16 protein-coding genes are annotated in these 15,732 nt (G+C 66.9%); 7 read left to right on the top strand and 9 right to left on the bottom strand.

Going from position 1 to position 15,732, the window contains the following annotated elements:
* Positions 1–83: 83 nt before the first annotated feature.
* On the bottom strand, positions 84–1,040 hold the full coding sequence (gene nadA, locus KBY77_RS11940; protein ID WP_255104698.1) for a quinolinate synthase NadA: 957 nt from the start codon (positions 1,038–1,040) through the stop codon (positions 84–86).
* A 63-nt stretch (positions 1,041–1,103) separates the two neighbouring features.
* Between nadA and KBY77_RS11945 the strand changes: the two genes are divergently transcribed.
* From KBY77_RS11945 to KBY77_RS11955, 3 genes are all read left to right on the top strand, one after another.
* Positions 1,104–1,958, top strand: coding sequence for a TIGR04168 family protein (locus tag KBY77_RS11945; protein ID WP_255104840.1), 855 nt, complete (start codon positions 1,104–1,106; stop codon positions 1,956–1,958).
* Complete coding sequence (locus tag KBY77_RS11950) at positions 1,952–3,019, top strand: hypothetical protein (RefSeq protein ID WP_255104700.1); 1,068 nt, start codon at positions 1,952–1,954, stop codon at positions 3,017–3,019. Before KBY77_RS11945 ends, KBY77_RS11950 begins: the two co-directional genes overlap by 7 nt.
* A 468-nt stretch (positions 3,020–3,487) precedes the next feature.
* A complete protein-coding gene (locus KBY77_RS11955; RefSeq protein WP_255104702.1) occupies positions 3,488–4,273 on the top strand; it encodes a glycoside hydrolase family 104 protein in 786 nt (261 codons plus the stop codon).
* A gap of 24 nt (positions 4,274–4,297) precedes the next feature.
* Here KBY77_RS11955 and KBY77_RS11960 read toward each other — a convergent pair whose 3' ends face one another.
* Positions 4,298–5,137: a TPM domain-containing protein gene (locus KBY77_RS11960; RefSeq protein ID WP_399212779.1), complete on the bottom strand. Its 840-nt coding sequence runs from the start codon at positions 5,135–5,137 to the stop codon at positions 4,298–4,300.
* Between the two features lie 47 nt (positions 5,138–5,184).
* Here KBY77_RS11960 and KBY77_RS11965 point away from each other — a divergent pair, with 47 nt between their 5' ends.
* Together KBY77_RS11965 and KBY77_RS11970 are read left to right on the top strand one after the other, a co-directional pair.
* A complete protein-coding gene (locus tag KBY77_RS11965; RefSeq protein ID WP_255104704.1) occupies positions 5,185–6,378 on the top strand; it encodes an SAM-dependent methyltransferase in 1,194 nt (397 codons plus the stop codon).
* Positions 6,379–6,387: 9 nt separating this feature from the next.
* Entirely contained in the window at positions 6,388–7,338 is a 951-nt protein-coding gene (locus tag KBY77_RS11970; RefSeq protein ID WP_255104706.1) for an isopenicillin N synthase family oxygenase, read from the top strand.
* Here the strand turns inward: KBY77_RS11970 and KBY77_RS11975 are convergent.
* Entirely contained in the window at positions 7,325–8,386 is a 1,062-nt protein-coding gene (locus KBY77_RS11975; RefSeq protein ID WP_255104708.1) for a metallophosphoesterase, read from the bottom strand. The two genes, KBY77_RS11970 and KBY77_RS11975, sit on opposite strands and share 14 nt — an antisense overlap.
* Before the next feature lie 130 nt (positions 8,387–8,516).
* Here KBY77_RS11975 and KBY77_RS11980 point away from each other — a divergent pair, with 130 nt between their 5' ends.
* Positions 8,517–8,732, top strand: a complete 216-nt coding sequence (locus KBY77_RS11980; RefSeq protein ID WP_255104845.1) for a chlorophyll a/b-binding protein — start codon at positions 8,517–8,519, stop codon at positions 8,730–8,732.
* A gap of 27 nt (positions 8,733–8,759) precedes the next feature.
* Here KBY77_RS11980 and KBY77_RS11985 read toward each other — a convergent pair whose 3' ends face one another.
* The gene (locus KBY77_RS11985; RefSeq protein WP_255104709.1) at positions 8,760–9,266 is read right to left on the bottom strand and encodes a cupin domain-containing protein; all 507 of its coding nucleotides are present in this window, start codon (positions 9,264–9,266) and stop codon (positions 8,760–8,762) included.
* Between the two features lie 226 nt (positions 9,267–9,492).
* Between KBY77_RS11985 and KBY77_RS11990 the strand changes: the two genes are divergently transcribed.
* Positions 9,493–10,296 carry a prohibitin family protein gene (locus KBY77_RS11990; RefSeq protein ID WP_094553815.1) on the top strand — a complete coding sequence of 268 codons (804 nt, stop codon included), beginning with the start codon at positions 9,493–9,495 and terminating at the stop codon, positions 10,294–10,296.
* Positions 10,297–10,299: 3 nt separating this feature from the next.
* On the opposite strand, the gene KBY77_RS11995 is transcribed toward KBY77_RS11990, so the two are convergent.
* The 5 genes from KBY77_RS11995 to KBY77_RS12015 are packed head-to-tail and all read right to left on the bottom strand — an operon-like array spanning position 10,300 to position 15,726.
* Positions 10,300–10,674 (bottom strand): hypothetical protein, encoded by a 375-nt coding sequence (locus KBY77_RS11995; RefSeq protein ID WP_255104711.1) that lies wholly within the window; start codon positions 10,672–10,674, stop codon positions 10,300–10,302.
* Entirely contained in the window at positions 10,671–13,166 is a 2,496-nt protein-coding gene (locus KBY77_RS12000) for a type II CAAX prenyl endopeptidase Rce1 family protein (protein WP_255104713.1), read from the bottom strand. Before KBY77_RS12000 ends, KBY77_RS11995 begins: the two co-directional genes overlap by 4 nt.
* Before the next feature lie 10 nt (positions 13,167–13,176).
* Complete coding sequence (locus tag KBY77_RS12005) at positions 13,177–14,190, bottom strand: aspartyl protease family protein (protein ID WP_255104715.1); 1,014 nt, start codon at positions 14,188–14,190, stop codon at positions 13,177–13,179.
* On the bottom strand, positions 14,187–14,999 hold the full coding sequence (locus tag KBY77_RS12010) for an META domain-containing protein (RefSeq protein ID WP_255104717.1): 813 nt from the start codon (positions 14,997–14,999) through the stop codon (positions 14,187–14,189). Before KBY77_RS12010 ends, KBY77_RS12005 begins: the two co-directional genes overlap by 4 nt.
* A gap of 58 nt (positions 15,000–15,057) precedes the next feature.
* Positions 15,058–15,726, bottom strand: coding sequence for a trans-aconitate 2-methyltransferase (locus tag KBY77_RS12015; RefSeq protein WP_255104719.1), 669 nt, complete (start codon positions 15,724–15,726; stop codon positions 15,058–15,060).
* Between the last annotated feature and the right edge of the window lie 6 nt (positions 15,727–15,732).

Raw genomic sequence — 15,732 nt, forward strand, 5'->3', positions numbered from 1 at the left:
CCCTGACGCTTGAGCAGGATTGACGCGCCGCGCGTCATCTTCGTGGTAGGCAATGTGGTGGGAGCGGTGGTCACCGCGATCCCCTACCGGCTCATCTCCAGCATCCGCTGGATCGGCGCCAGGGCTCTGAGCCTCAGATTCTCATCAAGTTCGATCGACGGGCTCATCGTGTCCAGGCACTGCCAGAGCTTTTCCAACGTGTTGAGACGCATGTAGGGGCAGGCGTTGCAGCTGCAGCCGTCCTGACCTGGCACCTCAACAAAGGTTTTGTGGGGCAGCTGACGGCGCATCTGGTGCAGGATGCCGGGCTCGGTGAGCACGATGAAGCTGGTGGCGTCGCTGCTGGCGGCGCGGGCCAGCAGTTTGCTGGTGGAGCCGATGAAGTCGGCCAGATCCAGCAGGTTGGGCAGACACTCCGGGTGGGCGATCACCTCGGCCTCTGGATGCTCCAGCTTCAGCCGGAGCAGGGCCTGCTCGCTGAAGGTTTCATGAACAATGCAGCCCCCTGGCCAGAGGGTGAGTTCCCTTCCGCTCTGGCGGGCCACCCAGCGGCCCAGGTTCTGATCCGGTGCGAACAGGATCGGCCGCTCGGGTGGCAGCTGCTGCACCAGACTTACGGCGTTGCTGCTGGTGCAGATCAGATCGCTCTGGGCCTTCACGGCCGCCGAGCAATTGATGTAACTCACCACCAGATGCTCCGGATGCTCGGCGCGGAAGGCGGCGAAGGCATCGGCAGGGCAGGCATCGGCCAGGGAGCAGCCAGCGGCGAGATCCGGCAGCAGAACGGTTTTGCCAGGGCTGAGAATCTTGGCAGTTTCGGCCATGAAATGAACGCCGCAGAAGACGATCACCTCGGCGTCGGTGGCGGCGGCCTTGCGGGAGAGCTCGAGCGAGTCGCCGATGAAATCGGCCACATCCTGGATTTCAGGACTCTGGTAGTAGTGAGCCAGGATCACGGCCTTGCGTTCCCGGCGAAGTAGGTCGATCGCGGCCGGGAGGTCGCGGGGAACGGCGGGGGCTTCAAGGGCGGCAAAAACCAACCTTGACCTCAACTGGGGCAGGATGAGCCCAGCCTAGGGAAGGGAGTCGTCGTCACGGCCCACATACGTCTTGCCATTGCCGGGGATCTGCACGGGCAATGGGACCGACGTGACGTGACCCTGCTCACCCAGCTCGCTCCCGATGCGCTGCTGGTTGTGGGCGATCTCAGCGATGGCCAGCAGCGCATCGCGGCCAGCCTTGCCGACCTGTCCCTGCCGGTGGCCTGCATCCTCGGCAACCACGACACCGGCAAGGATCACAGCGGCCGCAAGCTGCAGCGCCAGATCGACCGGCTCGGGGAGCGGCACTGTGGCTGGGCCCTGCGCCGGCTCGATCCCCCCGGCCTTTCCGTTGTGGGTGGACGGCCGGGCAGCGCCGGTGGCGGCCACCACCTCTCCAAAGCGGTACAGGCGCTCTGGGGTCCTGTCGAACTGGCTGAGTCGGCTGGGCGCATCGCTGCAGCGGCCCTTTCGGCCGACCCGCGTCTGCCCCTCGTTCTGCTTTCCCACTGCGGTCCGAGTGGCCTCGGCAGCGAGGCCAGCGATCCCTGCGGCCGCGACTGGAAATCGCCCGCCTGCGACTGGGGCGACCAGGACCTGGCCCAGGCGATCGAGCAGATCCGCACCGAGCGCCCCGTGCCGCTGGTGGTCTTCGGGCACATGCACCATGCCCTCAAGCGCGGCCGGGGGGAGCGCCGCAGCTTCCAGATCGATCGCCGCGGCACCGCCTATCTCAATGCCGCCTTCGTGCCGCGCCATGCCGTCGACGGAGAGGGGCGGCAGCTGTGCCACCTGTCCTGGGTGGAGATGGAGGAAGGCCGGCTGATCCATGCCAGCCATCGCTGGTACGACCCTGAAACCGGCAGGCTGCTCTATGAACAGCGTCTGCACCAGCAGCCCGTGGCACTGCCGTGCTGATCTACGCCGCCATCAGCGGTCATGGCTACGGCCACGGCTCCCGAAGCGGTGCCATCCTGCTGGCCCTGGCCCAGCTGCAGCCGGGCTGGCGGCTGGTGCTCTCCACTTCACTGCCCTCGGCGTTCCTGCGCACGGTTCTGGGAGCGGTGCCCTTTGAGCAGCGCCCCTGCTCCTGGGATGTGGGGGTGGTGCAGGCCGATGCCCTCGGCGCCGACCCCGCCGCCACCCTGGCGGCCCTCAACGATCTTGAGCGGCGCCTGCCTGATCAGATCGCCGCAGAGGCTTGCTGGCTCAGGGCCCAGGCCGGCCCCGTGCTGCTGCTGGGCGATGTGCCACCGGCACTGGCGCGACTGGCCCGCTCCGGAGCCTGGCCCCTGATCTGGGTTGGCAATTTCGGCTGGGATGCGATCTATGAGCCGATGGGCGGCTCTTTTCTGGTCTGGGCTGAGCGCTGCCGTGCGCTCTACCGAAAGGGCCAGGGGCTGATCCACTGCCCCTTCTCGATGTCAATGGACTGGGGACTGCCGGAGATTCGGGTGGGTCTCACCGTGGCGCCGCCCCGTGAGCGGGCGGAAGCCCTCAGGCAAAGGCTGGAGCTGCCTGAGCGCAGTCGCTGCGTGCTGGTGAGCTTCGGCGGGCTGGGGTTTGAGCTGGGGGAGGAGCCCTTCAACCGCTGGCCCGAGCTCACTTTCGTATGCACCGATGCTTCGGCCGCAGGGGCGCCCAATGTGAGGCTGTTGCCCCAGGGTCTGCGGCTGCTGGAGTTCATGCCGTTGGTGGAGCGCCTGATCACCAAGCCCGGCTACAGCAGCTTCTGTGAAGCCCTGGCCCACGACGTGGGCATTCACCTGGTGCACCGGGAGGGCTTTGCCGAGGCGCCGGTGCTGGAGGAGGCGCTGCGCCGCCATGGCCGCCACCGGTTGCTCAGCCAGGAGCAACTGCGCTCCGGTGAGTGGCAGCTGGATCAGCCCCTGCATCCAGCTGCGGTGGGCCCCCTGGCGCTGGACGGGGCCCAGCAGGCCGCCGCCTGGCTGGAGCAGCAGGCGCAGGCCTACAGCTGAAATCGCCGGGGAGCATTGCAGCGCAGCCGGACTGGTGTCCGTCGCTACCACGTCCAGGGCCACAATCAGCAGAACTGATGATCAACATGTCGAATGATTTCGCATCAATAAACCCTGTGCTGAACAGTGATGTGAACCTCTCGGCCAATTCTGATAGCGAGTGGACGGTTGTGTGACTGTCACTAATGCAATCCCTGCCCAACGGTTCGCTTGACACATTGGCCTGCAACCCAAGCCCGCCGAGATGTATTCTTCCATCGCTTCGACGGTTCCTTCCGAGTTGTCCTCTGATCACTAACCCTGACTGCGCTCATCAGCGTTCCTGATCATCATTAATCAGCATTCAGATTCCAGCAGTTCTTTTTCCGTTCAGAAGTCACGAACGGATTGCAACTGACTTCCAACTTTTTCTTCACTACTGCTGCGTTTCTCCAGGTCGATTCCTCTTGGGTCAACCAGTTCGAAACGATGCATCAATCATCCTTTCTCCCCCCAACTCTTTTGCTCTCCAACGCCTCCCGCTTCAGCCGCCTCTGCCTGCCGGCCTTGGTCGTCGCCATGGGCGCACCTGCCCACGCCACGGTCTGGCAGGAGATCCGTCTGCCCGGAGCGGCCCCGTCCAGCCAACCCCAGTCGCTGGCGATCGCAACTCCCCAGGAAATCCCTGGAATGCGCGCCGTCTTCGAGATCACCCCTGAGAGGCGGGCGCTCCTGAACACGATTCGTTATGCCGAGGGCACCTGGGCGAACGGCGAGGACGTGGGCTACCGGATCATGTTCGGCGGCAGCCTGATGGCGTCCCTGGATCGGCATCCCGATCGGGTAAACCGCACCGTGGGCTATGCCAGCGCGGCTGCTGGTGCTTACCAGTTCATGCCCTTCACCTGGTCAATGGCCACTCGTGCCCTGGGCATCACCGGCTTCGGACCCCAGGTCCAGGATCAGGCCGCCATCTTCCTGATCCAGCGTCGTGGGGCCCTGGCCCTGGCTGATCGCGGCACACTCACCCCTGAACTGGCTGCCAAGCTGGCGCCGGAGTGGGCCTCGTTCCCCACCCTGGCCGGTCGCAGTTTCTACGGCCAACCCGTGAAGCGCTACGCCCAACTGCGGGCCTTCTATGAGGCCAACCTGGCCACCCTGCGGGCCATCGACAATGTCCGGCCGGATATCGCCCAGGCAGCTCCTCCGGTGCAGCCCGCCTGCACCGGCGACAGCCTCGCCTGCGCTCTGCAGGAAACCAGCGCAGGGCGCTGACCCCCTGCTGAGCTGCATCAGCAGTCAGCCGCCGCTGCCTGAGTCATCCCTGACCGCGGGTGGTCCCATGGTTTTCTGGGCGATGAGATAGGCGGCAACAGCACCCCCCAGAAAGCCCAGTGCATTCCGCAGCACCGGCAGCAGGTCTGAGGTGCGGGTCACCACAGGGCCCAGACCGAAGACCACGAACAACATCACCCACAGCGGTGAGAGCAACAGCACCCAGCTCCAGGCCACCAGATCACCCTGTTTACGTGGGTAGCCGGCGAAGCCGACGATCAGGCCACCCAGCAGTGAGGTGCAGAAGGTGAGCAGCCACTGTTCCTGAGGCAGCCCCGGCACCACCTGGCAGCCGCCCCGCTCCAGGCAGGTCTCCACCGCGCTGAGCGCATCCACGATTGCGCCGTCCTCGCCGTGGTCGCGCACGTAGTACTGGTTGCCGAACCGGGTCTGCAGCTCCACCCAGAAGGTGCGCGGCATCAGGGCGAAGAGCGCGTCGCCAACGTTGAAATTGAGCAGGTTGCCGCCGCGGGGATCAGCCACCAGCAGCAGGCTGCGCTCATCCAGCCCCCAGAACTCCTTCACCGCCAGACCGGGCGTGCGCTCGTACTGGGTGAGAACCCGCAGTTTCCAGCCGCTGCTCTCTTCGAAGGCCTCCAGCTGCTCCTCCAGACTGGCCCGCTGGCCGTCGGTCAGGGCCCGGGCCAGATCGATCACGGGAGTTGGGTGATCCGGCAGGAGCGATGGATTGTCAGCGGCCTGAACCATCCCGCCTGGCGCTCCCCCGAGCGGCGCCAGCAACAGCACCAGGGCGGCCAGACAACCAAAGATTGAGCGGAGAAGAGATCTGGCGCCAGGGGCCATGCGGCTGCTTCAGTGGCCTTCCATTCTCTCCGAGGCGTACCCCGCCCGTGCCCCTGCCCGCCTGGCTGGACAAGCGCCTGCACCAGGCTGGGGGCAGCGTGCCCTTTCGCACCTATATGGAGTGGGTGCTCCACGACCCCGAGCACGGCGCCTACGGCGCCGGCCGCCTCAGCATCGGCCCACGGGGAGATTTCGTCACAGCCCCTTCGCTGGGCCCGGAGTTCGCGGCCCTGCTGGCCCCCCAGATCGCCCGTTGGCTGGAGGATCTCCCCAGCGGACGCCTGAGCCTGGTGGAGACCGGCCCCGGTGAAGGCAGCCTGGCGGCCCAGCTGGCCGAAGTGCTGGCAGCCGGCTGGCCCCAGCTGGCCAGGCGGCTGGAGCTGGTGCTGGTGGAGCCCAACGAAGGCATGGCGCCACGGCAGCGCCAGCGCCTGAAGGGCTGCCCTCTGCCGTTGCGCTGGAGCAGTTTTGCAGAGATGGCAGCCGCTCCGCTCACCGGTGTGGTGCTGGCCCACGAGGTGCTCGATGCCCTGGCGGTGGAGCGGATCGAGCGCAGCGGGGACCACTGGCGCCGGCAGCAGGTGACGCTCCAGGAGGGGACATTACGGCTTGTGCCCGGCGAACCCCTGGAGCCGGAAGATCAGGCGCGGCTGGAGCCCCTCGGGCTGCTGCCCCTTGATCCACGGCGTCCGCCGGGCTGGTGCAGCGAGCTCCACCCAGGGCTGGCCCCCTGGCTGGCTGCCTGCGCCGCCGCTCTTGCCCATGGCCGCCTGCTGGTGATCGACTACGCCCTCGAGGCCTGGCGCTATTACGCTCCCCAGCGCAGCAACGGCACTCTGATGGCCTATCGCGCCCAGCGAGCCAGCTCCGATCCCCTGCTGGAACCTGGCCAGTGGGACCTCACCGCCCACCTCTGCATCGAGAGCGTGCTGGAGGCAGCGGAGGCGGCCGGTTGGAGTTGCCTGGGCCAGCGGCGGCAGGGCGAAGCCCTGCTGGCCTTGGGACTGGCACAGTGCCTGCATGGGCTGCAACAGCCGCAGGCAGAGGCGGCCCAGGCCACCAGCCCACAGCGGAAGGAGGGATTGGCTGAGCTGCTGGCCCGGCGCGAGGCGCTGCTGCGTCTGGTGGATCCCACCGCCCTCGGCGACTTCCGCTGGCTGGCCTTCAGCCGCGGCGAGGTCTCGCCGGCGCCTGGCTCCAGCGCCGAGCTCTTCCTTCACGAGCCTGGCGATGGCACGTAGCTTGCCCTGATGGAGCCCACCATTCTCGATGTCGACCTGCTGGCCTTCGAGCGCGGTGATGGCAGACGCCGGCAGGCGGTGGTCGATGGGGTGAGACGCAGCCTGGCCACCGGCTTCATGTACACCAGCAGCGATCTGTCCAGCGATCTGCTCGACACCGCCTACGGCATGCTGGGCCGCTTCTTCGCCCTCGATGGGGCCAGCAAGGGTCGCTTCACAGCAGCCGGGGCCTCCGGTCAGACGGGCTACACCGGCCTGCTGGTGGAAACCGCTGCCGGCAGCGAGCGGGCCGACTGGAAGGAGATGCTCAACTGGTCGTCGCCGATCCCGGCCGCCCACCCGCTGCGCCGCCGCTATCCGCTGCTCTACCCGGAGCCGGTGCTGCCCGAAGCGGTGGTGCCCGGCATCACTGAGGTGCTGTTGCGCTTCCACGGGGCGCTCGCCGATCTGCAGCGGCGCGTCCTGCGGGTGATCGCCCTGGGCCTGGGCGCGGCCGAGTGCTTCTTCGAGGAGATGGTCAGCGAGGCCCCCACCCTCAGCCGCGCCATCCGCTACCCGCCCATGGCGGCCGCCCCCGCTCCAGGTCACCTCTGGGCCGCTGCCCACGGCGACATCAACCTGATCACCGCCCTGCCCCGGGCCAGCGGTGCCGGCCTGGAGGTGGAGGTGGCCGGCAGCTGGGTGCCGGCCTTGCCGCCCGAGGGGCAGGTGATCATCAACAGTGGTCTGATGCTGGAGCGGCTCAGCAACGGCCTGATCCCTGCCGGCCTGCACCGGGTGGTGGCGCCGCCAGATCCGAATCAGGAACGGCTCAGCGTGGTGCAGTTCTGCCACGCCCGGCCCTCCACCCTGCTGGCGCCCCTTGCCAGTTGCTGCACCCCGGACAATCCCCAGCGCCAGGCTGGAGTGCTGGCGGCCGATGCCCTCGAAGAGGTGCTCTACCGCATCAACCTCCTGTAGCGGCGGAGCGCCGCATCTGGGTGCGCCCGCGACTGTCGCTGAGGCGTGGCGGCAGCTGCCCCGGATCCAGAAGCTGGCGCGTGCGCATGTTGACGGTGCTGTCCCGGCGCAGGCCCCTGCTCCAGACGTAATCGAGCACGGTAAGGGTCTGGAACGGCGCCACGCTCTGACCCAGCAGCCTGCGGGGACCGCTGCCGAGGGCACCGAGCTGGATCAGGTCGAGCTGCCCAAGCCGGCCGGGATAGTAGGCGTGCTGATGACCGCTGATGTAGGCCTCCACTTGAGTGCGCTCCAGCAGCCGGCGCAGCTCCAGGCTCTGGGCAAGCACGTTTCCGGCCGTGTCCCGTCCCTGGGAAACCCCAAGCAGGGGCAGGTGCCCCATCACCAGGCGCCGCCTGGCCCCACGCGCCCCTGCACTCGTCAGGCTCCGCTCTGCCCAGCGCAGTTGTTCGGCAGGAATCTGGGCTGACGAGGCGTCAAGCACCAGCAGGAACAGCCCGCCCTGGAGCACTGAGTAGAAGAAAGGAAAGCCTGAGGCGTCTGCGTAGGTCAGACCGAGGTCCCCCTGCTGGCGGCGCCAGTAGCGGCTGGCCTCCTGGCGCTCCCGCTCGAAGACATAGCGGCCGCCCGCCAGGCTGCTGGAAGCATCGTGGTTGCCCATCGCCGGCACGAATGGCAGGCCTGCCCGGCGCAGGGGTCTGAGTACCTGGCGATCGAAGCCGGCCCACATCGCCTGCAGCTGGGTGGTGCCGAGACTCGCCTTCTGGCCGGCCACCATGTCGCCGGCGCACATCACCAGATCCGGGCGCAGGCTGGGGATGAGAGTGATGCCCTGGCCCACCTCGGGGATGTAGCTGGTGGAGCCGTAGCTGGCATTGAGATCACTGATCAGCACCAGCCGCCGGTCGCCGCGGGGAGGCAACCCAAGGCCAGCGGCGCCCGCCGCCAATGGGGCTGCCTGCGCCTGCCGCCAGGTGCTGAAGGCAGCCCCCCCCAGGGCCAGCCCCCCCAGGCCAAGAACCTGACGTCGGGTGAGGGATCGGGCCATGGTTGTCATTGTCACTGTCAGACCATGCTGCCGGGGCCGGCGCTTTCTGAGCCAGACCCCATAAGCTGCCCCGGACCGCAACCCTGGCGTGAACTCCCACCTTCAGGAAGCAACCGATGAGGCCCCAACGATGAGCAGCAACGACTTCCGCTACGAGCCGGTGGAGAAATTCGGCGAAGGGCTCACCACCAGCCGGCCATGGAACACCACCGCCCTGGCCGGGGTGGAGCTCCTCAATGGCCGGGTGGCCATGCTGGGCTTCAGCGCCGCCATCGTCGGCGAGTGGCTCACCGGCAAGGGCATCGTCGGCCAGCTGGGCGCCGTGCTGGCCTGGTACCTCGGCTGACTGACGGCTGCGGCAACTCGAGGTTCTTCAGCTGGAGGGCGCAGTCTGGCTCTCCTGTGGCTGGCCCTCAAGAAACCTGGCCATGGCTGGATCCCTGCCAATGAGTGCCTGGGCCTGCGCGCAGTCGGGTTGCAGAAGCTGAAAATCAGTGAATTCAAAGCCGGGAGCCACCGTGCAGCCCACAAGGACAGTCTCGCTGATCGGTTCAGCGGCCTGCCAGAAGCCCGCCGGAATCACCTGGCACCATGAGTTGGCCTCAGCTGAGAGCATCAGGCAGCTGGGGCAGTCACTGGTGCCATCCCAGCTGTAGAGCCGGAGTCCTCGGCCCTGATAAAGATTCCAGACCTCATCGGAGCCCACCCGGTGAAACAGGCTGCGCTCACCTGGTCTCAGCTGGAAATAGATGTGGGTGAGTGCGCAGCGTCTCTCACTGGTTGCGGTGATCACACGGCGCTTTGAACGGAACACCTCTCTGTAACGGCCGCCTTCAGGGTGATCCTTCAGCTGCAGAGGTTGCATGGGCAGAACGGCCATCGGGTTACTACAAGAGATGGATCACAGCAGAAAACTGGAGGCCATGTCTGGCCACAGCCAGGTTGCCTGATGATGGCGTACCAGCCTGGCGAGACGACACTGCGGTGTACGTCTGGTCGCTGGCGATGGCTCTGTTGGCAAACGTCAGCGCTCGTCGTTCGGCCTTCTCTGCTCTGCGCTGGCCGTGGTCATGGCCCTAGGGTTCAGGCCCCAGATACCTTTCTTGATGCAGAGCTCGATGCGGCCGGCCGGTGGCGATGGACCAGGAACCGGCTTTCAGCTGATCGCGGCCGCGGCGGTGGCGCTGCTTATCCTGCTCACCCAGACCATCTTCATCGTCCCGGCCGGGAACGTGGCTGTCGTGACCACCTTGGGACGCGTCACGGGGGGACAGCGCAGCCCAGGACCCAACGTCAAGGTGCCGCTGATTCAGGCCACATCCTTTTTCGATGTGCGCACTCAGGTGCGTCCGGAGCAGTTCTCCACCCTCACCAAGGATCTGCAGGTGATCGAGGCCACCGCCACGGTGAAGTACGCCATCAAACCGAAGGAAGCAGGACGGATCTACGAAACGATCGCCACAGACAACCAGCAGATCTATCCGCGCATCATTCAGCCATCATTGCTGAAGGCACTCAAGTCGGTGTTCTCCCAATATGAACTGGTGACAATCGCCACCGAATGGAACAGTATTTCGGAGCTCGTGCAAGACAAAGTGGCTCAGGAACTGATCAAGTTCGACTATGTGCAGGTTCAGGGACTTGATCTCACCGGACTGCAGATCGCCGAGGAATACCGCGCCGCGATCGAGCAGAAGCAGATCGCCGATCAGCGCCTGCTGCGGGCCCAGACGGAAGTGAAGATCGCCGAGCAGGAGGCCAAGCGCTACGAGATCCTCAACTCGAGCCTCGATGACCAGGTGCTCTACAAGCTGTTCCTCGACAAGTGGGATGGGCAGACATCAGTCGTCCCGGCCCTGCCCGGCACAGCCGGCGGTGGCACCCCAGTGATCGTGAACGGGCGCCGTTGATGCTCAGTCGTAGCGGCAGTCTGGGGTGAGGCCGGGCAAGGTGAACTCCTGGAACCAGAGAAAATCCCGACTTCTCCAGCCCAGATCGAAGGGGGCTGTGGAGTTCCATTCCCCTTCTTCCAGCTGGAACCGTGTCTTCAGATAGTCGGGCACCAGAGCTGCAACCTCCTGCTGCCCTTCGCTCTCTTCATTGGCAAAAAGCCGATCCAGGTAGAGCACTGCGAAGATCGCCGCTTCCTCATCCACCACCACCACCTCGAACGGTCCGTCCTCGGCAGGCAGGGGGGTGACCTCGAAGAACTCATCCCGCTCCAGAGGATCGGCCGGTGCCTTTTCCATCAGGGCCGCGAGGGCCTGCTTGAAGCGATCGAGGGTCATTGCGACGGCAGCGGCTGTTCCTGCATCCTCGCCCTGCCCCCCAGGCCCCAGAGCCAAAGCGTTACAGCCAGCCCATGCAGCAGCACCGGCGGCCAGAGGGAGCCCGTGACCCCGTAGATCAGCACGCAGGCGCCCCCCAGCAGGGCACACTGCGCCAGGAAGCGCCCGTCGCGGAACACACCTCGCCCCGGCGGGTACCAGCAGCGCGCCGCCACAGGGTGATACAGCACGAACAGACCCAGGCTCAGAGCCCCCCAGGCGGCAGAACTGGCAAGGGGTTCACCTTCAAGGGGATGGGGCAGCAGGGCCACGCGGAAGATCAACTCCTCCCCCAGGGCCGGCATCAGCAGCAGAGCCGGAATGGCCCGCAGCGCCGGACCAATCGCCTTCAGCCTCCAGGGGCTGAGAAAACCTGATCGCCAGCCGAGAGGCAGGGCAAGTGCCGCATAGGCCACCAGGATCGTCAGAGCACGGCCCAGGGCAGCTGGGCCCAGGGGCGCGAACAGGGCATCGCTGAAACGCCGCAGCAGGGTGGAGAGAATCGGGATCTGACCCAGCAGCAGGGTCGGTGCCAGGGGTTCGATTGAGCTGTCACCTCCCGCCAGTTGGTTGCTGCGCAGGAACCAGAGGCTGGCTCCATGCTGAAGGAACACCCGGGCCATATCGTCGTGGGCGCGGCGGGGAAGCATCGAGCGCCAGCTCATCAGAGCATCGATCCCCGTTTCGCCGCGCACGAACACATCACCAGAAACCACTGCTGCGTTGTGGCGCCAGTCGGACCGTGCCGTGCCGAAGGGGGTCAGAAGCTCGTCGAGGGAGGAGGTGAGCCGTGCCAATTGACGGAAGGCCTGGCTGGACTTTTCCTGCGGGTGGTCCTTGAGCCAACGCCGCAGCCTCGGTTCGTCCGCCACCCGGCGGCGCAGGCGATCGATGGCGATGTACAGAGCCTGGCTCGAATCCTGCACGCAGGAGGTGGACGGGGTCACCGTCGACACGCCGCTGCCGTCTCCGCTGCGGTAGCGGGCCATCAGCACCTCCGCCTGGATCGCCAGCTCCCGCAACAGCGAGAACCGTTGCCCATCCACTGTCAGGTCGTCGAAAGGCTGCAGCTTGATCAGCACATCAGAGATGGGCCTGGAGCCCAGCCAGCCCCGTTGCATATCTCCGCTGAAGGCGGTCCAGTCCTGGGTTCCCGAGACGATGCCATTGGGGTTGTTGGCATAGATCTGGTGGTAGCGCAGATCGAAGCGCGGCTCGCCGGTGATGGCATCGCTCACCACACGCGCTTCCCCGAAGGCGAAATGGCCAGTCACGGTGGCGCCGCTGATCTGCTCACCCCCCGACCCGCCGATGCCCCCGAAGCTGTGGATCAGCAGGGCCCTGTCTCCCGGCCGCCAGCTCTGGCCAACAGGCCCCGTTGGGGTACCAGCATTGGCGATGGCGGGATCAAGCATCACCCGCTTGATCCGGCCCCGTTGCCGGGGGGTATCGGCCCAGTTGCCACGCAGGATGTAGGGGATCCCCTGACGGGCCGCGGGCAGCACGGCATCTGGTTGGAGCAGGTGCAGGGCCCTTGGCTTGATGGCCTGCACGGTGAACAGCCCCTCGGCGTCAGGGGCGCCGTAGATGTACCACCCCTTGCCACCCACGGGATTGGAGCTGAGTCCCCGGGGAGTGGAGATCCAGCGGCCGAAACGATCCAGCGGCTGCTGGGGCACACGCACCACATCACGCGGGCCGCTGAAGTCGTCCCGGCCTGGGTTCCAGTGGCGCACCCGCAGGTGCTCCGGATCCCCGGCGACAGGGCCGAGGATTCGCACCAGGCCCACATAGCGGCCGCTGATCTGCAGCGGTGGCCGAGCGATGGTCAGCCGGGTGGATCCATCAGCTCCAGGCTCGAGCTCCACCTCCTCCAGCTGCACGATCAGATCGTCGTTGGGGCGGGCTCCTGCCAACGACTGCAGGGGGCCCACCCGCCTGCGCCCGTCCAGGCGCCGCGGCAGCAGATTTCCCTGGGACTCGATTTCCTGCGCCGCCGGAGCGAAGCGCACATCGGTGCTCACCCGCTCCACCAGCTCCCGCAGAGCCGGTCGCTCAGCCCAGGCCAGGCGCAGCACCTGTCCCACGAGCCCGGCCGAGGCCGGCGGGGCATGCTCGATTTCTACCCAGACCCAGTCGCCAGGCTCCCGGCTGGTCTCTTCTTCGCCCGGCAGGATCAGGCGCCCGATCCAGTCGGCATGGGGACGGTACAGCTGCGGATCGGGACGCTGGCTGAGCGGGTAGTGGCTGGGCCGGTTGAAGGGCGCGGCCTGGGCCAGGACATAGCTGCTGGTGGGGGCCGGCTCGCTCGCCTGCACCGGAGCCAGCAGGAGCGACACGAGGAGCGACACGGCGAGGGCCAGCAGCAGCAGGAGAGCCTGCAGGGGCCGGGGCCCCGCGCCTGAGCGCCGTTGTGGCGACTTGGGGGGTGCAGATGGGAATCCTGGCGGCATCGGCACTGCTCTAAGGCCAGAGGAGCAGGGTCGCAGGCACCGCGTCCAGACGCCAGAGCTGGGCCCGGTGGCGCAACAGCTCCTGGCCCACGATCGCCTCCACCCGCAGGCTCTCGAAGATCGGGTTGGCGGTGACGATGGCATCGACCGGATGGCTCGGATCGCCCCCGGGCAGCGCCAGGCCGGAGAAGGCCTGGCGGCGGGCACTCTGCTCGCCGCAGAACCCAGTGACTCGCAGAGCGCTGGCCGGTGCCAGCGGCCGCAGCCGCGCCGCCAGGCCCGCCGTGATGAACAGCCCTTCTGCGCCGGTGTCTGCCAGCGCGAGAGCCAGACCCATCGGTGTGCTGAGGGGGAGCAGCGGGACCCCTTCCCTCCAGACCAGATTCAGGCTGGTGGAAGCCCCGGCCTGGTCTCCCTGGGGAAAACGATCGGCGTCAGCGAGGGCCAGCGGTCCGAGGCTCAAGCGCTGGGCATGGGGATCGATCCAGAGCGGCTGCTGCCGCAGTTGCGGGGCTCCCAGGACACCGTCCACCCCCGGGGGCAGTCCCGCCACCGGCAGCACCAGCGCCTCCATGCCGCTGAGCTGGAGCCGTTCGCCAGCAGCGGCGAGCACGAGTTCGGGCAGCTTCACTCGCCGGGGCTTCAGGTCTGGGCAGGCCTCTCCGGCACCGGCAAGCGCGAAGGTCTTCGGATCCACAACGCGGCTCTCAAGGCCCAGCCGGCGCACCAGCTCGGGGGTCACCAGGGTGGTGGAGGCGCCGGTGTCGAGCAGCAACCGCACCGGCTCGCCGCCACTCTGCAGGCTGAGCACGGGGGTGTCCCCGCCAGTGGCCCGCTCCAAGGGGATGCTCACCTGGCCCCTGATCCGGCCAGGGGCGAGGGGCGGCCCCCCCAGCTGGATCAAAGCCGCCGTCGTGGTGGCTGGAGTGGTGACTGACGTGGAGCTGAGGACGGGGCCGGCGAACTGCAGGCCCGTCAGCACTAACCCATGCACCAGCGCCAGCGCGGCCGCATGTCTGCTCATCTGCCGTCTGCGCGGCGCAGGGTGACTGCCAGAGCCCCATCGGATCGCCGCAGCTCCAGCCGATTCGCTTCGATCTGCCATTGGCTGGCGGATTCAAGGGCGCGCAGAAACTGGATTTCCTGCTCCATCACTCCCTCGGGCCGTACGCAGATCCTGCGGGTCGCCGCCGGCGGCCCCACCTGAATCGTTCCCTGGCCAAGGACTGCCGCGGCGTTGTAGCGGTTGCATCCAGCCGTTCCCACCAGGCGGCCCCTGGCGCGAAGTTCCAGGCTCAGCGTGGTGCCGGTCAGGGTGCTGACGACCGCCTCCTTGCCGTTGTTGAGCCCGGTGACGATCCAGAGGGCGCCGGCGATCTCCTGGGGCTGGGGCCGGAAGCGGGCCAACGCCTTGCCATTGGAGGCCATCAGCTCCAGCTGGCCGTTGCGAAGGCTGTATCCCCTCGTCGCCGAAAGTGCCGCCCTGAACGACTGAGCCTGACGCATCTGGTCTTCGGGGCAAGCCATCTGGGTGGAGGGGCCCTGGTCGGTCACGCGGAACATGGAGTCCCTGACCAGCACGGCAGCGGAATAGCGGTTGCATCCGTCGCTGCCGCTGATACGGCCTTGTTCAAGACGCAGGGTCGGAGCTGGGGGCACCAACGTTTGTTGCCCCGGAATCGACTCCAGCAGCCAGGCACTCCCCTCAAGACTCTGGGTCTGCGCCTGCAGCGGACTGACCGTGATCGCCATCAGGGCCCCGAGGGCCAGGCTGAGCGAAGCCTTTGCCCCTGCTCTGCTTGTGATCACGTTGAGCTCCACCAACGGTGGCACCCATCCTGGTACCCAGCAGCACGAAAGACGTTATGGGCTCCGCTCAGCGGCGGCCGGCTCAAACTGGGTAACGGCCGATGACTTCCAGGTAGCGGTCCTCCACGGCTCCCACCAGCAGCTGCTCAAGTCCGGCCTGACGCAGCTGGTCCTCCACCTCATGAACCGTGAAGGCTGCCCGGAGAGAGTGGCGGTAGTCGTGCTGGAGCACGGGTGGGGCCCCGGCTGCATAGGTGGCCACCAGCCGATCAAGAGCTGCCTGATCGGCGGGCCGCCGTAGGTCCCTGATGTAGATCGCGGCCCCAGGGGCCGCCAGCTGCCGCACCGTGCTCCAGAGAACCTGTGGATCGTGCAGGTGATGCAGAAGGCTGTTGCTCACCACGGCGTCGTAACCCCCCTTCAACTGAAGAGAGGGGAGCAGGGCCTGCTCGAAGCTCACGACTCCGGAGAGAATGGAACCCTGCGGAGGCTGTTGCTGTTGCTGCTTTTGCTGCTCCTTGCGGGCGATGGCGATGGCCAGCATCGCGCCGGAGCCATCCACCCCCACCACCTGGCTGGAGGGGTAGCGGCTCGCCAGTCGGAAGGTGATGTTGCCGGGGCCACAGCCCAGATCGATGATTCGCTCCCCCAAATGGGAACCGAAACAGACGGCGATGCGCTCGACCATGGCCTGGTCGGTGGCACTGAAATCGGCATCGGCGTAGGCCTGGGCCTGCTCGGCGCCATCCATCAATTC

The organism is Synechococcus sp. Cruz-7E5 (assembly GCF_024345995.1).
Lineage (GTDB): Bacteria > Cyanobacteriota > Cyanobacteriia > PCC-6307 > Cyanobiaceae > Regnicoccus_A.